Raw genomic sequence first — 18,520 nt, 5'->3', positions numbered from 1 at the left:
GTTTTTTGAATGGAAAGTAGCGGCTTATTGGAACCCAGCTATAACTATTCGCATTTTAGACGAGCACGATTCAAGTTTAAAAAGGTGGAGAAACTAAGGCCACAAAGGAGTTATCATCATGGTTTCGGCATTTCCGGGTAAAAGGTTTACGTTAAAGTGGAAAATGATTGTGTTGATTAGTGTACTGGTGATCGGGATTTGTGTTATTTTCGGTCTTTTTCTTCATTCATTTATTTCCAAGACGATGGAGGAACAAATGGCCAAGCGGGCGCTAAGTGTGTCGCAAAGTGTGGCCAATATGCCGGAAATACGAGACGCCTTCCAATTGGAGAATCCGGCTTCGGTGATCCAGGAGATTGTTATGCCCATCCAGCAACAGACAGAGGCAGAATTTATTGTTGTGGGGAATACAGAAGGGATCCGTTATTCGCATCCTGATCCGGATAAACTCGGTGAAAAAATGGTTGGTGGGGATAATGAGCGGGCACTGCTTGGTGAGTCGTATATTTCGAAGCGAGTAGGCTCATTGGGATTATCCATTCGTGGCAAGACACCAATCTATGATAATAATGGCGACATTGTCGGTCTTGTCTCGGTTGGCTTTTTGAATGAAGATGTTCAGCATCTTATTCAGCAGCAAAGTAATACCGTGTGGATCACACTGTTACTCATTGTGCTGGTGGGCATCATCGGAGCCATCGGGATTTCTATTTATATCAAACGGTTGTTATCGGGGATGGAACCAGAAGAAATTTCCCAGGTAGTCATTCAAAAGGAAGCAATTTTGCAGTCAACACACGAAGGACTTATTGCCGTTGATGAAGCAGGGATAGTGACAATGATCAATGCCGCGGCCCGAAGGATCTTGTTTTATCATACAGCAGTGGATGATCCTTTCACTGGCAGATCCATTCAGGAAGTCCTCCCACACACAGGATTATTCGCTGTTTTAAAAAATGGAAAGAGCCATTATAACCGGGAGATGGTCCTTGGTGATACCGTTGTCCTTGTCAATCGCATGCCCATTTTTCGCAGATCTGCAATTATTGGTGCGGTAGCAACATTTCGGGAAAAAACCGAACTAGAGCATGTTACCAATGAGTTGTTGCGTGTGAAGCAATATGCCAATGCACAGCGGGCGCAGACACATGAATTTTCCAATAAATTGTATACGATTCTAGGGCTGCTACAATTGGATGAGACCGATGAGGCAATTGCCTTTATCAAAAAGGAAAGTGATAGCCAATTGGAATGGTCCCGGTTTTTAGTGGAGCATGTTGCTGATCCAATGGTGCAAGGACTTCTGCAGGGGAAATTGAATCAGGCAAACGAGCTTGGAATTACCATGTCCATTGATTCCGAAAGCCAGTTGCTGACTCGATTTACTGGGGATAAGCAGGAAGCCTTATTGACAGCGATTGGAAACCTGATTGAAAATGCGATAGACGAATTGAAGCACAACCCGAATGGTCGGCAGGAGATTGCCGTGTTTTTTACCGATATTGGTGAAGATGCCATTGTGGAAGTGGATGATTCTGGACCAGGTGTCGCATCGGAGGATGTGCCGCGTATTTTTGACCAGGGATATTCGACGAAACCAGGATCCAATCGTGGAACAGGCCTTGCATTAACCAAACTTATGTTACAGGAAGTGAACGGAACAATCATGTTAGAAGAAGGAGAGCTTGGAGGAGCTTGTTTTATTGTGACCGTACCAAAGGATGAAGGTGATTAAAATGTCTGATAGCATTCATGTACTTATTATTGAAGATGATTTTCGCATTGCCGCGATTCAGCAGCAATTCGTGGAAAAAGTGGAAGGATATGTTGTTACAAATTGTGTGAAAACCGCTCAGGAAGCACTTGAGTTTTTACAAAGACACGATGGGCAAGTTGATTTGATTCTATTAGATCTATTTATTCCGGATGTCGAGGGATTGGAGCTGTTTTGGCGATTACGTACGCTGTATCATGATGTGGACATCGTCGTCGTCACTGCCGCTACAGAAACGAAGTCAATTAAGGAAATTCTCCGGGGCGGAATTGTAGATTATATTATCAAACCGGTGGATTTTAAACGGTTTGAACAGATGCTTACAAGGTATAAGCAGCGAAGAAACTTTTTGGCATCCCGGGAGATGCTATATCAAGATGACATGGACATGCTCCTAGGTGTGGAAAATCTAGTGGTTCCAACGAATAGATCTAATGGTAAGTTGCCAAAGGGGATTGACCCGATTACGTTGAATGAAATTACCGATTTATTAAAGAAACAAACGACAGACGGCATTACAGCAGTCGAATTGAGTAAACAAATTGGAACAAGTCGTTCAACAGCTCGTCGTTATTTGGAATATCTGGTCGCCATTAAACGCGCACGACCAGCGCTTTTATATGGGAATGTTGGCCGGCCAGAGCGGCAATATATCCTCGTTACGGAAACATAAAATTTATCCCACCCATAACGGACAGCCAACTATGAAGTAAAGACTTACAATTTCGCCTTTGTTCCGTGAAACTTATGAACAAAATGAGTAATATAGAATATAGTCGATTTATGAATAGAAGGTTTATCTCCCTCTTCTATTCATGATATTCTGTAACAAGTTATTCACATGTTAGCGTTTTCAGGATTAGTTACTCTAATTTTGAAAATGGAAGGGAGATTTAACGATGAGTCTTAGTGTAATCGGATTTGCAACGATATTAATTATTGTATTAATACTTATTAGTGGGCGCATGACGCCAATTATACCTTTATTACTCATTCCAATCCTTGGTGCATTTGCTACTGGATTCGGTATGACAAAGATCGGTGATTTCTTTAACGATGGTGTTGCCGATGTCATGAACGTTGCGATCATGTTTATTTTTGCGATATTGTTCTTTGGGATTATGCAGGATGTTGGCTTGTTTGATCCGTTAATCAATGGGTTGATTGCGATTTCACGGGGAAACGTTATTGCCATTAGTGTGGGAAGTGTGTTAATTGCTGCAGTAGCGCAATTGGACGGTTCAGGGGCATCGACCTTTTTAATTACCATTCCAGCATTATTACCACTGTATAAACGGTTGAAAATGAATCCTTATTTACTGTTACTTTTGATTGCTGGAAGCGCCAGTATTATGAATATGCTTCCATGGGCTGGCCCACTTGGACGATCCGCATCCGTCTTGAAGATGGATGTTACCCAACTATGGAGACCGCTGATTCCGATTCAAATTATCGGGATGGTGCTAATGGTTGGATTGGCAGTGCTATTGGGATATCGTGAACAGCGCAGGATCAAAAAACAATACGGCTCACTTGAAGCTGCTGCCGCTGTTGATGTTGCTGTGGAGGATGATGATCCCGTGGAAGAAGCACCAAAGAAAGACACATCCCTTGCTCGTCCAAAATTGTTATGGGTAAATGTCATTCTGGCGATTGGTGTCATTGCTATTTTAGTATGGGGCATCATCCCAGCCGGGTTTGCTTTTATGATTGGTGTCAGTTTGGTCTTGCCAATTAACTACCCTAAAGTAAAGGATCAAATGGCTCGTATTCGGACACATGCACCGAATGCACTCATGATGGCCACAATAATTCTGGCTGCAGGGTCATTTTTGGGGATTTTGACTGGAACGGGTATGCTCGATGCCATTGCGGAAGATGTCGTTAAAGTGTTACCGGCATTTGTTGCACCTTTCTTGCATATCATTATTGGTGTTTTAGGTGTACCGTTTGATTTGTTGTTGAGCACGGATGCCTACTACTTTGCGCTGTTGCCTGTTGCCGATCAAATTGCCTCCGGGTTCGGTATTGACTCCCTATCAACCACATATTCCATGATTATTGGGAATATCGTCGGAACGTTTGTCAGCCCATTCTCTCCAGCACTTTGGCTTGCCTTGGGACTTGCTAATTTGGAAATGGGAAAACATATCCGATATTCCCTTGCCTGGATGTGGGGGCTTAGCATTATCTTGTTAATCATTGCCACTTTTATGGGAATTATTGCCATTTAAATTACGATTTAATGCAAAATAAAAAACGGAATCGCTTTTATCAGCTGATTCCGTTTTTTTGATTGGATGAATAGTTGTCTTGAGCAAACACTAAGACCAATATTTACTTTTTTAACGGAGACATTCTCGCGGGTTTCGTGTAGAATAATGGCGGGTATTGTATATTTTAACAGATACTTGTCGGTTTTCTATAGACAGGTTTCGGGGGTTGTCGTGTAAAATGAATACATGATTTACTATTTTTTTAAAAGGAGTGGGAGAATGTTAAAGCGTATGGCCATCCTCTTCCTTATGATAGGAATTACGATATTGACAGCATGCAGCGCAACAACGGTCTCAACCCAGGATGACCATGCAGTAAGGGACCATGCGGTAATAGTGAATAAAAATGTCCGAGATGGAATAAGCAGGCATAAACAAGACGTGACAAAACCATTCAAACCGATTGCTCCACCAGCGGATGCAACGGCATTAGCAACAAATTACTCCGATGAAGAAAAAGAACTGATGCCTAGCGCAGAAGCTCATGGAGGGGAAAGTAAGCGAACGGTTCCCCTAGGCGAGGTCTTATTAAAAGGTAAAGAGGACCCAACAAATGAGCCGTTGAAACATAATCGGCTGGTTGCCTTTTATGGTACACCTAATTCTGAAAATATGGGCATTTTGGGAGAATACACTCCTGAAGAAATGATGAAAAAATTGAAGAAGCAGACAGCGGCTTATTCGAAAGCGGATCCCGATCGACCTGCGATACCAACAATTGAATTAATTGCCACAGTCGCCCAACGTACCCCTGGACCCGATGGTTTATACGTTACCAAACCATCAAAAGAGGTTATTGAGAAGTATGCCAAGCTGGCAAAAGATCACGGCGCTTTACTACTTTTGGATGTCCAATTGGGGCGGGGAACGGTAATGGACGAGCTAAAAGAAGTGGAACCGTATCTGAAGCTGCCCCATGTTCACTTGGCAATTGATACAGAGTACAGTGTCGGAGAAGGGCAAATCCCTGGTGAAGATCTCGGTGAAGTGGAAGGGGAAGACATTCAAGAGGCTGTCGAATATGTTGATAAAATGGTAGTAGAAAATCAATTACCGGACAAAATGGTACTTGTCCACCAATTCGGAAACGGTATCGTCAAGAACAAGGATAAAATAAAACCAACCAAGCATGTAGAAGTACCTTTGAACTATGATGGATTTGGCGATCCGGCAATTAAAATGAGTGCGTACGGGAAACTAGTGCGGGAACAACCAATCCAGTATGGAGGTTTTAAGTTATTTTACAAAAATGACGACCCGCTGCTATCCCCGGAAGACGTCCTAAAGCTTGACCCAGCTCCTGCTGTCATTGACTACCAATAATGACGCAGGGGTCAGATCGGCACTAGCAAAAAGTGAATCGCCGATAAAATTTGTGAAACTACTGATAAATTGCGAAAAACCGCCGATAAAAGTTACAAAACTGCTGATAAAACTTTATAAAGAAACATAGGATAGGTTGTACGTCCAGTGATTTAATGAAGTCTATTTGGGGTATGAAATAAATAAGTATAGTAGTAAGTAGTTTTTTTCTATGTTGGAAGCTTCGTGTGAGTTTCAGAACACTATTATAGATAAAGGGGTTGATACGAATGGCAACGTACACCATTAAATTATTGAAGAAAGAAATGGTTGCAAACGATACGATGGCTTTTCATTGGGAAAAACCGGATGGGTTTGAATTTAAGGCTGGCCAGTTCGGCGATTTTACGTTGATTGATCCTGGTGAAACAGATTCGGAAGGAAATACAAGGGCCTTTTCCTTTGTATGTGCGCCTAGTGAAGATAAATTGGTTACCACTACTCGATTGCGTGACTCTGCATTTAAGCGGGTGATTCAAGATCTGCCAGAAGGTGCTGAAGTCGAATTTGATGCACCCCACGGCAATTTCACTTTGCATAAGACAGAATCAACGCCGGCTGTCTTCATTATTGGCGGTATTGGCATTACACCGGTTCGCAGTATGATTGCTGAGGCCACAAACCAGGGAACGTCGCATGACATAACATTGCTATTTTCAAATAAGACTCCCGAGGATGCGCCATTTCAATCAGATTTTGAAGAAATGGCTGAGAAAAATCCGAATTTCACATTTGTTCCAGTAATGACACGTGTGGATGAGGATATTTGGAGTGGAGAAAATGGCCATATTGATGCAGACATGCTAAAACGCCATGTTTCCGACGTTAGCAAACCGATTTATTATCTAGCAGGTCCGGCTGATATGGTGCAAGCCATGCAGAAAATGCTCATTGAAGCAGGGGCGAATGAAGATAACATACGCGCCGAAGAATTTTCCGGATATTGATAAAGTAAACTTCATTTACGTTTCAAGGCCGATAACCAGGCATGTGTTCTCATGAATACATGCCTGGTTTTGGACTGGTAACAAATTCAATATCAAATAACTAATAAATTTAACTTTACATGCATCTTCGTTTCTGTTATTCTATTAACGATTGATTAATCATTCGTTAATAAGAGGTGACTTAACAATGCCATTATCCGAGGAACAACGGTTAAACATGATAAAAAGACGGGAGAAAATCCTTGATTGTGCCATTCATCTTTTTGCATCGGAAGGATATGAAGCCACGACAATTAAAAAAATTGCTGAATCTGCTGAAGTGAGCTTTGGGAGTGTGTTCACATACTTTAAGGACAAGGAACAGTTGTTTTTGGCTTCTGTCGTTGAACCACTTAAAACTTTTTCAGAGCAGGTATTGGATTTCAATGCGAGTACACAAGAGCCACTCGTTGAGTTAAAAGAGATGGTGTCCAAACATATTCAATTGTTTGCTGAGGTAAAAAGCTATTTAACACTCGTCGTACAAGTGGTCGGGCAGCCCCATCGTTATCCCGCTGCATTTGAGCAGCTCGACCAATTCCATGATCAATTAAGGGAAAAAATCAGTCGTCTAATCGAAAATGGACAGCAGAAAGGTTTACTTATAAAACAGGAACCCATGCCTGTAGCTACTGTTTACACAAGTTTGTTAATCGGCATTCGTTTAAATAATACAGACGCTCGTTATAGTCAAATATGGGACCAATATATACCACCAGTACTTCAGCTTTTTGGACCTATTCGCAAGTAGGTCTATTCTTTAATCTTATCAATGATTGATTAATCAATCATATAAGAGGAGCATTCATATGAAACTATTTCATTTTCACCCAGTGATTAGAATCCGGTTGTTTTTGCAATTTCTAACCACAATGGCAACAATGGCTGTCATCCCTTTTTTAATTATCTATTTTTCAGAACAGCTAGGAACGCTAATAGCTGGTTTTCTTTTTCTCGTTGTAATGGCCGCTAATATCACCGGTTCTGTCTTAGGGGGCTATATTTCTGATCAAATTGGTCGAAAAGACGTGATTTTATTAGCCGAATCCATTATCTGTGTTGGGTTTATAGGTGCTGCTATCGTCAATTCTCCCTGGTGTATATTGCCATATATCACCTTTGTCTTGTTTATTTTTATCCAATTTAGTACAGGAGCTGTTACACCTGTATATCAGGCGTTAATTGTTGATGTGAGTCAGCCAGAAAATAGAAAAGTAATCTATACATATGCTTATTGGCTAAGAAATATGGCCGCTGCAATTGGAAGCCTGATTGGTGCTTTCCTTTTTTATGATTATCATTTTTACATTTTTATTGGTGTGGCAATTTGTTTGCTGATTTCATTTCTAATCACGTATTTTTGCATACAAGAAACTTACATACCAAAGACAGAAAATATTAGCTTAACAAATGATGTAGATAAAAGGATACCATTTCTGCAAATGCTGCAATCGTATAAGAATGTACTTGCACATAGATTCTTTCTCCTATTTACAATGGCAGCTCTCCTGCTCGTATCTGTTGAGGAACAACTGACCAATTATATCGGTGTACGATTAGTCGACATGATAAATGAACCAGTGTCGCTACTGCCGCTACTTGCAGTCCATGTGGATGGCATGAATCTTGTTGGCATGCTAAAAACGACAAATACATTACTCATTGTTTGTTGTACGATGCTGATCACAAGTATTGTGAAGCGATGGAATGAGCGATTTGTTTTGTTAACTGGCCAGTGCCTATTCTTTATCGGTTATACTATTATGAGTTATAGCACGTTCCCATTGCTGCTAATTATGGCTATGGTTATAGCTTCCATTGGTGAAATGATGTATGCCCCTATACAACAAACAATGCTCGCTAACACTGTTCCTGATAATAGACGCAGTTCCTATATGGCTATGTATACGATTGCTACCTTTCTTGGCGTCAGTACAGCTGGTGTATTCCTCATTATTAGCAGCTGGCTTCCACCAATTACATTGACCATCATTATTGCGCTTATGGGTTTGATAAGCACAGGTCTGTTTTTTTGGTTAACGGTTAATGAAAAAATTGGCAAAGAAAAAAGGGTGATTGGAGGAAACTAGGTGGATGGTGGAGAGGAAAAATCTTTTTTTAAAAGTAAAAAAGTATAAAATTTGGCGTTGTTAATTTTACTGTCAGCGATAGCCATGTCCGGCTCCAGCGCCGCTCTCGCACGGTTCAGGCTTGTTCCCGCACGATTCGGGCAGCTGCCTTTGTTTCTCTGTTTTAAGTGGGATGAAAGGGCAGGTTAAAACCATCGCGTCCTGTGACAACGCCTGCACTAGCATGTTCTGTGCGTCGAAAAGCCCCACTGATTGAAGCTTCACCTTATCATTATCATTGTTTAATCCAATCTTACCCATCTGATGACGTTAAAATATTTCTCAGTATGTTAGCGAAGAGCACGTTAGTTTTTCGCTCCTATAGGATGGTGTGATACAATGATATATAATTAATATGCAGCTATTACAGATGTGGAATGCGAAACGTGTCTTCAAGGAGGAAGTTAAGGTGGATATTGCAGTTATTGGTTCGAACAATGTGGATTTAATTACATATATTGATCGGATGCCGAAAAAAGGTGAGACGATGGAAGCACCCAATTTTGCGATGGGGTGCGGGGGAAAAGGGGCAAATCAGGCAGTTTCTGCAGCCAAGCTGGGAGCTCAGGTGATGATGGTTACAAAAGTTGGCGATGATATGTTTGCCGATAATACGATTGCAAACTTTCAAAAACATGGAATTGATACCACGTTTACTAAAAAAGTTCCCGACACGACCAGCGGGGTTGCACCCATTTTTGTTGATGCCCATTCGGAAAACCGGATATTGATTATTAAAGGGGCAAACAACCATCTAAAACCACAGGACATTGACGAGGCGGCAGATAAACTGAAGCAATGCAAATTAATTGTTTTGCAATTAGAAGTACCGTTAGCAGCCGTTTATCATGCCATTGAATTTGGACATCAGCATAAGATACCGGTTATTTTTAACCCAGCACCGGCCACAAAGGCGTTGGATTTCTACTATGTTTCCCAGTGTGATTTTTTAATTCCGAATGAAACCGAATTAGAGTTGATATCCGGGATGCCTGTAGGAACGGAGGAAGAGGTGCGTCAAGCTGCACAGTTCTTGCTTGATAAGGGTGTGAAAAATGTCATTATCACGTTAGGTCGCCGCGGGGTACTCTGGGTTACCAATAATACGGTACAGCGGTTTAATGCATATACGGTTCAAGCTGTAGATACAACAGGGGCTGGAGATGCATTTATTGGTTGTTTCGCGCAATCGCTTGTGCAAACAGGTGATATCGCACAAGCAATCCAACGTGCGCAAGGCTTTGCCGCGTTAAGTGTGACCAAAAACGGCACTCAAATTTCCTATCCAACAGAGGGTGAGCTGATAGCATTTTTGGCTGAACGGAAATGTAGTGAATAGTCTTATTCTTATTAAGTGAGGATGAGTTACTGCCTCAGTGAAACCTCGGCACCGCCAAAAGATACACATGGTGCCAAATTCAGAAAAAGGCTAGGAAGCGATCCGAAGATGAGAGGTGTCATGAAACATTTGTTGATAAACAAACCTTCTTTTTATTGTTGAGAGAAGTTTTTTTGTTTTTGCAACAAAGAACGGGGTGTTTAAATAACCCTTACTTTTAGGGGTTAATGCGACAAATAGCGACAATTTGCTAAAATATTGCGCTTGTGCTAGTGCAACATCCCATTTTTTGCTAGAATATGGGGAAATGATTATGTTTTGAATCTAAAATAGAAAGTGTTGTTAATTTATGGAACAAGCTGCATTAATTAGTATCGTTGTCATACTTGGCCTGGGGATCTTTTCGCAATGGCTTGCATGGCGTATTCAGTGGCCTTCGATTGTGATTATGTCGATTGCGGGGCTATTGATTGGCCCTGTTTTTGGACTGATTAATCCACAAGCGGCGCTGGGTGATTTATACAGTCCGCTGATTTCCCTTGCCGTTGCCGTTGTTCTATTTGAAGGAAGCTCAAGTCTTGACGTACGAGAACTCAGAGGTATCTCCAAGTCCGTATTTCGAATTGTAACTTTTGGTGCTTTCCTGGCATGGATTGGCGGGTCACTCGCTGCTTATTATATCGCCGGCCTAAGCTTGGAAGTTGCTTTCATTATTGGCGGATTGTTCATTGTAACCGGTCCAACGGTTATCATTCCATTACTCCGGCAGGCCAAATTAAAATCGCGGACAGCAACCGTGTTAAAATGGGAAGGAATTATTGTCGATCCATTTGGTCCGTTGCTCGCGCTGTTTGCGTATCAAGTGATTAAAATTCTGGTCAATGAGCATTTGTCCTTCCAATATTTATGGAATTTCTTTTTGGGTGCAGTGTTCGCTGTGATTCTTGGTTTCATTATCGGAATCTTGGTTAGCGTTATGGTCAGCAGAGGATTGTTCCCAGAATACTTGAAGTCACCAATTATTTTATCATTTGTCTTGCTATGCTTTATGATCGGCGAAGTTGTCATGCATGAAACGGGAATGTTGGCAGTAACGGTTATGGGGCTAAGTATTGGGCGTTCGAAAAAATATGTATCATCAATCGAAAATGTTGGTCATTTTGTTGAAAATATCTCCGTGATTCTGACATCAACTATCTTTATTCTACTGACTGCCTCGCTGACACGAGAGGTTATTGGACAAGTTTTCACACTGCCAATCATTGGGTTCGTCATTGTTATGCTATTCATTGTCAGGCCGCTTTCGATCTGGATTTCGACGATTAAAACGGAACTTTCCATCGCAGAGAAGACACTGATTAGCTGGATTGCGCCACGTGGTGTAGTTGCGCTTACGGTTTCCGGTTATTTTGCCTCCGTTTTAATCGATGATGGCTATCAAGATGCCACATTGCTCACGGCGTTAACTTTTGCGCTGGTTTTTATTACCGTATGTGCCCATGGATTTACGATCGGACCGCTGGCGAAAAAACTTAAGCTGGCTAGTTCTGAACCACCTGGTGTATTGATCGTTGGTGCCAGCAGTTTTTCAGTTGCGTTGGCCAAAAGCTTGCAGCAATTTAAGATTCCAGTGTTAATAACTGATAGTTCTGAGGACCGCTTGCAGCCAGCGATGGATAAGGGAATCGAAACGTTCCAAGGGGAGATCCTGGCCGAGCATACACAGTTCGAAATTGATTTTGTTCCTTATGAGACGATTCTTGCCATGACCGGTGATGCGGCGTATAATGCATTAATTTACCAGTCCTATGTCCCGGAATTCGGCTACAATAATACATTTGTCTTACCAGTTGAATCGCCTGACAGTGATGAAAAAGGAAAAGAGGTTGCTACCTCATTAAAGGCGCATTTATTGTTTGGTGAGGATGCAATTTTCCGTGAACTGAACCGTCAAGTGAACACGAGCTATTCGATAAAAACCGTGGAAATTGATGAAAAACATAAAGTGAATAAAGAAGATATCAAACGCTATGGAACGCCACTTTTTGTGAAAAAGAAAGATGATAGCCTTGAATTCATCACGTGGCGTCAACGATTTACATTGGATGACGGTGATGAGCTTGTACTGCTTGGGGAAACAAGAAATAAAAATTAACTTCCCGCAAGTATAAAATGATAAAATAGTTGCAATTTGCCGCCAAACTGATATGATAGGTACAATTCAATAAATGATTCCTTATCAAGAGAGGTCGAGGGACTAGCCCGGGGACACCTCAGCAACCTACCCATTTGGGGAAAAGGTGCTAATTCTAACAGGTGAAAGAACCTGAAAGATAAGAAGTGAATTCGTATCATTATTCCTTCTTATCGGAGGAATTTTTTATTTACATTTTTAAGGGGGTTAACAGCAATGTCTACAACAGAAACGAAAAAACGTGCACCATTTCAAGGAGACCATGTTGGAAGTTTTCTTCGCCCAGCACGGTTAAAACAAGCCAGGAGCCAGTATGCAAATGGCGAAATAACAGTGGAAGAACTGCGGACTGTTGAGGACGAGGAAATCGTGAAGCTGATCGAAAAACAAAAGCAAGTTGGCTTAAAGTCAATTACCGATGGTGAATTTCGCCGGTCTTGGTGGCATTTTGACTTTTTGGAAGGGCTGACCGGTGTGGAAGGGTACGATCCGGATAGTGGTTTGCATTTTGTCGGAATTGAAGCAAGGAATCGTTCTATTCGCATCACAGGGAAAGTCGATTTTGACGATGCTCATCCAATGCTTGACCATTTTCGCTTTTTAAACAATCATGTCGGTCCAGATCATGTAGCTAAAATGACTATTCCGAGCCCGAATATGTTACTTCTCCGGGGTAGCATTGATCCAAAGGTATATGGAACGATCGAGACGTTACTTCCGGATTTAACCAATGCATATAAAAAAGCCATTCAAGCATTTTATGATCTTGGATGCAGATATCTACAGCTTGATGATACATCATGGTCATCGTATTTATCGGAAAAAGGTCGGGCAGCTATTCGTGAACGAGGATATACACCGGAAGAGATGCAAAAAATTGCAGCACGGGCAATTAATGAAGCGATAGCCGAACGTCCGGATGATTTGCTAATTACCATGCATATTTGCCGAGGCAATTATCGTTCCCATTACTTTGCAGAAGGGTCGTATGATGCGGCTTCCGAAACAATTTTTAGTGAGCTGAATGTTGATGGCCTATTCCTGGAGTTTGATGATGAACGGTCTGGTGGATTTGAGCCGCTTAATTATGTGAACCGGGATGACTTATATGTGGTGCTTGGATTGATTACGACGAAAGTTGGCGAAATAGAGGACAAGCAACAAATTAAAAAGCGGATTAAAGATGCAAGTGATTATTTGCCACTTAATCAGTTGTGCCTAAGCCCGCAATGCGGATTTGCCTCTACTGAGGAAGGCAATGATATCAGCGAGGAAGACCAATGGAAGAAAATTCGCCATGTACTGGAGATAGCTGACGAGGTATGGTAATTGAATTCATGAGCCCCAACTAGAAATTAGCTGGGGTTTTTTGCGAGCCTATCCCTTGCGTTTCTTCACTAACATGCTCATCCCGCCAACAATGATGTTTTCTCCTGTCTGTTTTTTCACTACTAATTCTGCCGCAATGACTCCGCCAGTTTCACCCTTATCGATCTTATCTGTGACCTTCATATTGAGCGAAACTGTATCCTGGATGAATGTCGGATTCGTGAACCGGATTTTGTCCATCCCGTAAAAGGCGACAACAATGCCTGGTTCCAATTCAAGCAGGCCAGTCGCAATGGATAGCACGAGCATACCATGGGCTATCCGTTGCTTGAAAGGTGTATCTTTCGCGTATTCGATATTGGTATGTAAAGGGAACCAATCCCCGCTTAATGAAGCAAAATTGACAATGTCAGCTTCCGTGATCGTCCTTCCTCGTGAATTCCAAGTGTCACCGATATGATAGTCATCATAGTATTTATTAAACAATTAAGCTGCCTCCTAGTTTTGAAAGATAGGTGTTAGTTCGATTTGATCTTACTTATATTGGTTACGCAGTCTAAACTTTTGCACTTTTCCAGACGGGGTTCTAGGTAATTCCTCTACAAAAACGATTTTACGTGGTTTTTTATAACTTGCCAGTTTACCTTTAATAAAATCGTGAATATCGTTTTCTTTTATTATCATTCCCGACTTGGGCACAATTACGGCGCAAACTGCTTCCAAGTATTTTGGATCAGGTATTCCAATAACAGCCACATCTTGAATGGACGCATGTCTAATCAAGACATCTTCCAGTTCAACGGGGTAGATATTTTCGCCACCACTGCGAATCATATCTTTCTTTCGGCCGGAAATAGTTAGATAGCCTTCTTGATCTAGATATCCTAAATCACCCGTGTGGCACCATCCATTGATAAACGTTGCAGATGTTTCCTCTGGCTTTTTCCAGTATCCCATCGAAACAGCAGGTCCTTTGACACAAATTTCTCCAATTTCGTTCGCTTCTAGTCTATTATCTTCATGATCAACGATTTTGACTTCGGTAAATGGCATGGGTTTACCGGCTGTGTATCCTTTTGTTTTAGCATCTACAGGGTCCAGAGATACAGCGATCGGTGTACCTTCTGTCAGTCCGTATACTTGCGCTAATCCGATATGAGGAAACTGCCGGTTAAGTTCATCGATAGCCCAAGAAGTAATCGGATCACCGCCTGAATAAATCGTTTTAAGACTTTTCAAATGGAAGGAGGAGATACTTGGCAGCTTAAGCATTTCATAAATCATGAAGGGGAACAGAAAACAATCAGACACATTCTCTTGTTCCATAACAGTTAAAACCTTCTCGATATCGAAAGCTCCACTTTTGGTGATTACTAGTTTACCACCTTGCAACAGCGTAGCCAAGGCTACATCCTCCATGGCCCCAACATGATATAACGGTCCAGTTGTCATGCCCACCATATCAGCATGGAAGCTCCATTTCAGTGCTTGCATACTAGCGAACCACAGGGTGTTTTCATGGGACCATAGCGCACCCTTAGGTCTACCCGTCGTCCCGGATGTGTACATCAACATAACTGGATCGGATTTGTTGATGTCAGTACGATAAATAAACGTAGCATCTCCACTAAGCAATACTTGCCAATCATGAGCCCAGACAGGTACAGAAGTCTCTTTGGATGAAAGACAAACAAATTCTCGAACAGGGATATCAGGACGGATATTGGCGATCTTATCCGCTAAATTTGCATCAAAGCAAAGCGCGGCACAACCGGAATCATTGAGAATATAATTCAACTCTTCTTCTGCCAGCCGAAAATTGAGTCGAACAGCAATCGCTCCCAGCTTGGCAATGGCAAAGTAAAGTGCAAAATATTCCAGACCGTTGTACAAAAGCATACCAACCCGGTCACCTTTTTGCACACCCATACTTTTCAATGCGTTGGCATATTTACTAGATAATTCATTTAACTCTCCATATGTCCATGATTTCCCTGATTCTAGTTTGATAGCTTCCTTTTTTGGGTCAAGCGTCTGTATATGTTTTTCAACTCGGCTAACTAGGTAACTGACATCCATAAGGTAACCTCCTTAATTAATCGAATTCAAACAGGTTCATAGGAAGCGTTCATATTTGGTGATGAAATCAAAGGTACAAGCAATTTATAATAAATACACAGTTAATGATATCAGTTTTGAGAATAATCTGTCTACACTAATGAACTGTAAAATAATAAAGCTAGCTTATAAGCTAATTTACTCTTTTAGCAGTGACGTTACTTGTAAAATGGATGGATTTTATTTACTGCGAGTTGGGTGCGGGTAAGTTGTAAAGAGTTTATACAATATGATTGGGAAAATAATTTACGTGGTATATAATGAATGAAAACGTTATCTCTTTATCATCTTAACTTGGTAATAAAAGTTACATAAGAAATGATAAAGCGTATTCTTAAGATAGGGAGAGGAGAGGATACGATTGAAAATAAAATCAGCTATCCTTAGAGAAATGGGACGCAAACAGCCATATGCGGAAAGTAAGCCAATCCAGATCGAAACATTGGAACTAGATTCACCAGAACGTGATGAAGTGTTGATTGAGATTAAAGCTGCCAGCCTCTGTCATTCTGATTTATCGGTTATCAATGGCAGCAGACCGCGGCCATTACCGATGGCGCTGGGCCACGAGGCATCGGGAATTGTGAAAGAAGTTGGGGAAGGCGTAACCGATCTGGAAACAGGAGATCATATTGTTTGTGTATTTGTTCCGAGCTGTGGCCATTGTATTCCTTGTCAAGAAGGGAGGCCGGCATTATGTGAACCCGCTGCTGAAGCAAATAGTGCGGGTACATTAATGAATGGAGGTATTCGGCTGCATCACGAACATGAGGAAGTCAACCACCATATTGGCGTGTCCGCTTTTTCCGAGTATGCGGTTGTCTCCAGAAATTCATTAATCAAAGTAGATAAGGAGATTCCCTTTGAGCATCTGGCATTGTTTGGCTGTGCGGTCATTACAGGGGTAGGAGCGGTTGTGAATACAGCGGATATTAAACTAGGGCAAACGGTCGCCATTGTTGGCTTGGGAGGTGTCGGATTAAGTGCATTGCTTGGTGCCGTATCAGCCGGAGCAAGCAGGATTATCGCCCTCGATATTAATGAAGCAAAATTGACGCAGGCAAAAGAATTTGGAGCCACTGATACATTTAACTCCAGTGAGCCTGATGTAATCAAGACCATTCGTCAAGCAACAGATGGCGGGCTTGATTTTGTGTTTGAAACAGCAGGAGCGGTTCCAGCGATGGAGGTTGCTTATGGAATAACGAAACGAGGTGGCACAACCGTAACAACGGGACTGCCGCATCCCGATCATCATTTTTCATTTCCATATGTCAGTCTAACCGCCGAGGAGAAAACATTAAAAGGATCGTACGTTGGCAGCTGTGTACCAAGCCGGGACATCCCACATTTTATCAGCCTGTTTAAACAAGGTCGTTTGCCGGTTGATAAGTTGCATTCCGATACCATTACATTAAAAGAAATTAATGAAGGGTTTGACAAACTAGCAAAAGGGGAGTCATCAAGGATTATTATTAAGATGTAAGTGATAAAGGGCTTGTTATCTCATTTTCAGATAACAAGCCCTTTCAATACTATTTATTTTATACAAAAATGAATTTGCGACTGTCTTAAACCATTCCCTGAATTTAGCTGCTTCTGCTGTACGACGGATACCAATAATATATGCAGTAAGACGCATATCAATTTGGTGTTTTTCAGCAGATTCTATTACTTGATTACCTCCCTATTGCCGCCTATTGTTGAGACGACAATTGCTTATTTGGAAAGAACCTGCGTAATTTTTTCAATCGCCCAGTCAAGTTCTTCTTTGCTAATGACAAGTGGTGGTGCGAACCGAATAGTATTTTCGTGTGTTTCTTTACACAATACACCAGCCTCTTTTAATTCCTCACAGAACGAACGAACCGGTTTGGTAAATTCCACCCCAATAAATAAACCACGAGCACGAATTGTTTTTAGTTCTGGATTTTGAATGGCTTTTAATGCATTTGCAAAGTACTCGCCCATTTCGAGTGATTTTTCTACTAGTTTTTCTTCTTCAATCACGTCAAGCGCGGCTAATGATACGGCACAGGCTAATGGATTTCCGCCGAATGTTGATCCATGCGAGCCCGGTGTGAAGACATCCATAATATCCTTATTCGCTGCAATGGCTGATACTGGCATTACACCACCACCTAGAGCTTTACCCATTACATAGATATCTGGTGTGACATCTTCCCAATCACAGGCAAACATTTTTCCCGTACGTGCAAAGCCAGTTTGTACTTCATCGGCAATGAATAGAACATTATTGTCGGAACAAATAGCACGAACCTCTTTTAAGAATCCTTCAGGCGGAATGATGATCCCGGCTTCTCCCTGGATCGGTTCCACGATCACTGCAGCCGTATTTGGCGTAATTGCTTCCTGAATCGCATCGATATTGCCATAGTCTACTTTGTTTATTCCAGGAACAAATGGACCGTAGTCTTTCGTTGCACCTGGATCATTGGATAACGAAATGGCATTTAGGGTCCGGCCATGAAAATTTCCGTTCGCTGCGATAATTTCGGCTTTGTTTTCTTCTACGCCTTTTATTTCGTATGCCCAGCGGCGGGCTGCTTTGATTGCCGTTTCAACTGCTTCCACACCTGTATTCATTGGCAACACTTTATCTTTTCCTGTCAATTCTGCAACACGCTTGGTCCATGGTCCAAGCAATTCGTTATGAAATGCGCGAGAAGTTAACGTTACTTTATCTGCTTGATCTTTTAGTGCCTGAATAATTTTTGGATGACGATGACCTTGGTTAACCGCGGAATAGGCGCTTAACATATCCATGTATTGGTTGCCTTCAGGGTCTTTTACCCATACCCCCTCAGCCTCGGCAACGACAATTGGCAGTGGATGGTAATTGTGTGCCCCATATTGATCTGTTTGTTTCATGATATCGGTTGAATTTGATGTAGTTGTTGTCATTTATTTTTCCTCCTCGTATAATAAGTTTCAGAAATTGATTTTCTTGCTCTTTGACAATTAAATAATACTTCTTCACTACTTATTAGAA

General features: G+C 41.7%; 14 protein-coding genes and 1 riboswitch. Of the genes, 11 read left to right on the top strand and 3 right to left on the bottom strand.

The genetic code is table 11. The annotated features are described in order from the left end of the window. Positions 1 to 118 precede the first annotated feature (118 nt). From WMZ97_RS20125 to WMZ97_RS20080, 10 genes are all read left to right on the top strand, one after another. Positions 119 to 1,735, top strand: a complete 1,617-nt coding sequence (locus WMZ97_RS20125; protein ID WP_343273894.1) for a sensor histidine kinase — start codon at positions 119 to 121, stop codon at positions 1,733 to 1,735. 1 nt (position 1,736) lies between these two features. Continuing rightward, positions 1,737 to 2,447 carry a response regulator gene (locus WMZ97_RS20120; protein ID WP_343273893.1) on the top strand — a complete coding sequence of 237 codons (711 nt, stop codon included), beginning with the start codon at positions 1,737 to 1,739 and terminating at the stop codon, positions 2,445 to 2,447. A gap of 226 nt (positions 2,448 to 2,673) precedes the next feature. Beyond that, complete coding sequence (locus tag WMZ97_RS20115) at positions 2,674 to 4,008, top strand: CitMHS family transporter (RefSeq protein ID WP_343273892.1); 1,335 nt, start codon at positions 2,674 to 2,676, stop codon at positions 4,006 to 4,008. A gap of 261 nt (positions 4,009 to 4,269) precedes the next feature. Next, on the top strand, positions 4,270 to 5,373 hold the full coding sequence (locus WMZ97_RS20110; RefSeq protein ID WP_343273891.1) for a hypothetical protein: 1,104 nt from the start codon (positions 4,270 to 4,272) through the stop codon (positions 5,371 to 5,373). A 269-nt stretch (positions 5,374 to 5,642) separates the two neighbouring features. Continuing rightward, a complete protein-coding gene (locus tag WMZ97_RS20105) occupies positions 5,643 to 6,359 on the top strand; it encodes a ferredoxin--NADP reductase (protein ID WP_343273890.1) in 717 nt (238 codons plus the stop codon). 187 nt (positions 6,360 to 6,546) lie between these two features. Continuing rightward, the gene (locus WMZ97_RS20100) at positions 6,547 to 7,149 is read left to right on the top strand and encodes a TetR/AcrR family transcriptional regulator (RefSeq protein ID WP_343273889.1); all 603 of its coding nucleotides are present in this window, start codon (positions 6,547 to 6,549) and stop codon (positions 7,147 to 7,149) included. A 58-nt stretch (positions 7,150 to 7,207) separates the two neighbouring features. Continuing rightward, a complete protein-coding gene (locus WMZ97_RS20095; RefSeq protein ID WP_343273888.1) occupies positions 7,208 to 8,488 on the top strand; it encodes an MFS transporter in 1,281 nt (426 codons plus the stop codon). A gap of 448 nt (positions 8,489 to 8,936) precedes the next feature. Continuing rightward, positions 8,937 to 9,866, top strand: a complete 930-nt coding sequence (gene rbsK, locus WMZ97_RS20090; protein ID WP_343273887.1) for a ribokinase — start codon at positions 8,937 to 8,939, stop codon at positions 9,864 to 9,866. A 349-nt stretch (positions 9,867 to 10,215) separates the two neighbouring features. Further along, entirely contained in the window at positions 10,216 to 12,021 is a 1,806-nt protein-coding gene (locus WMZ97_RS20085) for a cation:proton antiporter (protein ID WP_343273886.1), read from the top strand. A gap of 78 nt (positions 12,022 to 12,099) precedes the next feature. Continuing rightward, positions 12,100 to 12,206: riboswitch (SAM riboswitch) on the top strand. A 70-nt stretch (positions 12,207 to 12,276) separates the two neighbouring features. Continuing rightward, positions 12,277 to 13,389, top strand: a complete 1,113-nt coding sequence (locus WMZ97_RS20080) for a 5-methyltetrahydropteroyltriglutamate--homocysteine S-methyltransferase (protein WP_343273885.1) — start codon at positions 12,277 to 12,279, stop codon at positions 13,387 to 13,389. 48 nt (positions 13,390 to 13,437) lie between these two features. Here the strand turns inward: WMZ97_RS20080 and WMZ97_RS20075 are convergent, their stop codons facing one another. After that, entirely contained in the window at positions 13,438 to 13,875 is a 438-nt protein-coding gene (locus WMZ97_RS20075) for a MaoC/PaaZ C-terminal domain-containing protein (protein ID WP_343273884.1), read from the bottom strand. A 48-nt stretch (positions 13,876 to 13,923) separates the two neighbouring features. Then, complete coding sequence (locus WMZ97_RS20070; RefSeq protein WP_343273883.1) at positions 13,924 to 15,468, bottom strand: class I adenylate-forming enzyme family protein; 1,545 nt, start codon at positions 15,466 to 15,468, stop codon at positions 13,924 to 13,926. Between the two features lie 400 nt (positions 15,469 to 15,868). Between WMZ97_RS20070 and WMZ97_RS20065 the strand changes: the two genes are divergently transcribed. Continuing rightward, a complete protein-coding gene (locus WMZ97_RS20065) occupies positions 15,869 to 16,993 on the top strand; it encodes a zinc-dependent alcohol dehydrogenase family protein (RefSeq protein ID WP_343273882.1) in 1,125 nt (374 codons plus the stop codon). A 233-nt stretch (positions 16,994 to 17,226) separates the two neighbouring features. Here the strand turns inward: WMZ97_RS20065 and WMZ97_RS20060 are convergent, their stop codons facing one another. Then, entirely contained in the window at positions 17,227 to 18,432 is a 1,206-nt protein-coding gene (locus tag WMZ97_RS20060) for an ornithine--oxo-acid transaminase (RefSeq protein ID WP_343273881.1), read from the bottom strand. Between the last annotated feature and the right edge of the window lie 88 nt (positions 18,433 to 18,520).

It is taken from the genome of Lentibacillus songyuanensis (assembly GCF_039548255.1).
Lineage (GTDB): Bacteria > Bacillota > Bacilli > Bacillales > Amphibacillaceae > Lentibacillus_C > Lentibacillus_C songyuanensis.
Note: the sequence above shows the minus strand (reverse complement) of the source record. Positions and strands in the feature narration are given on the sequence as shown.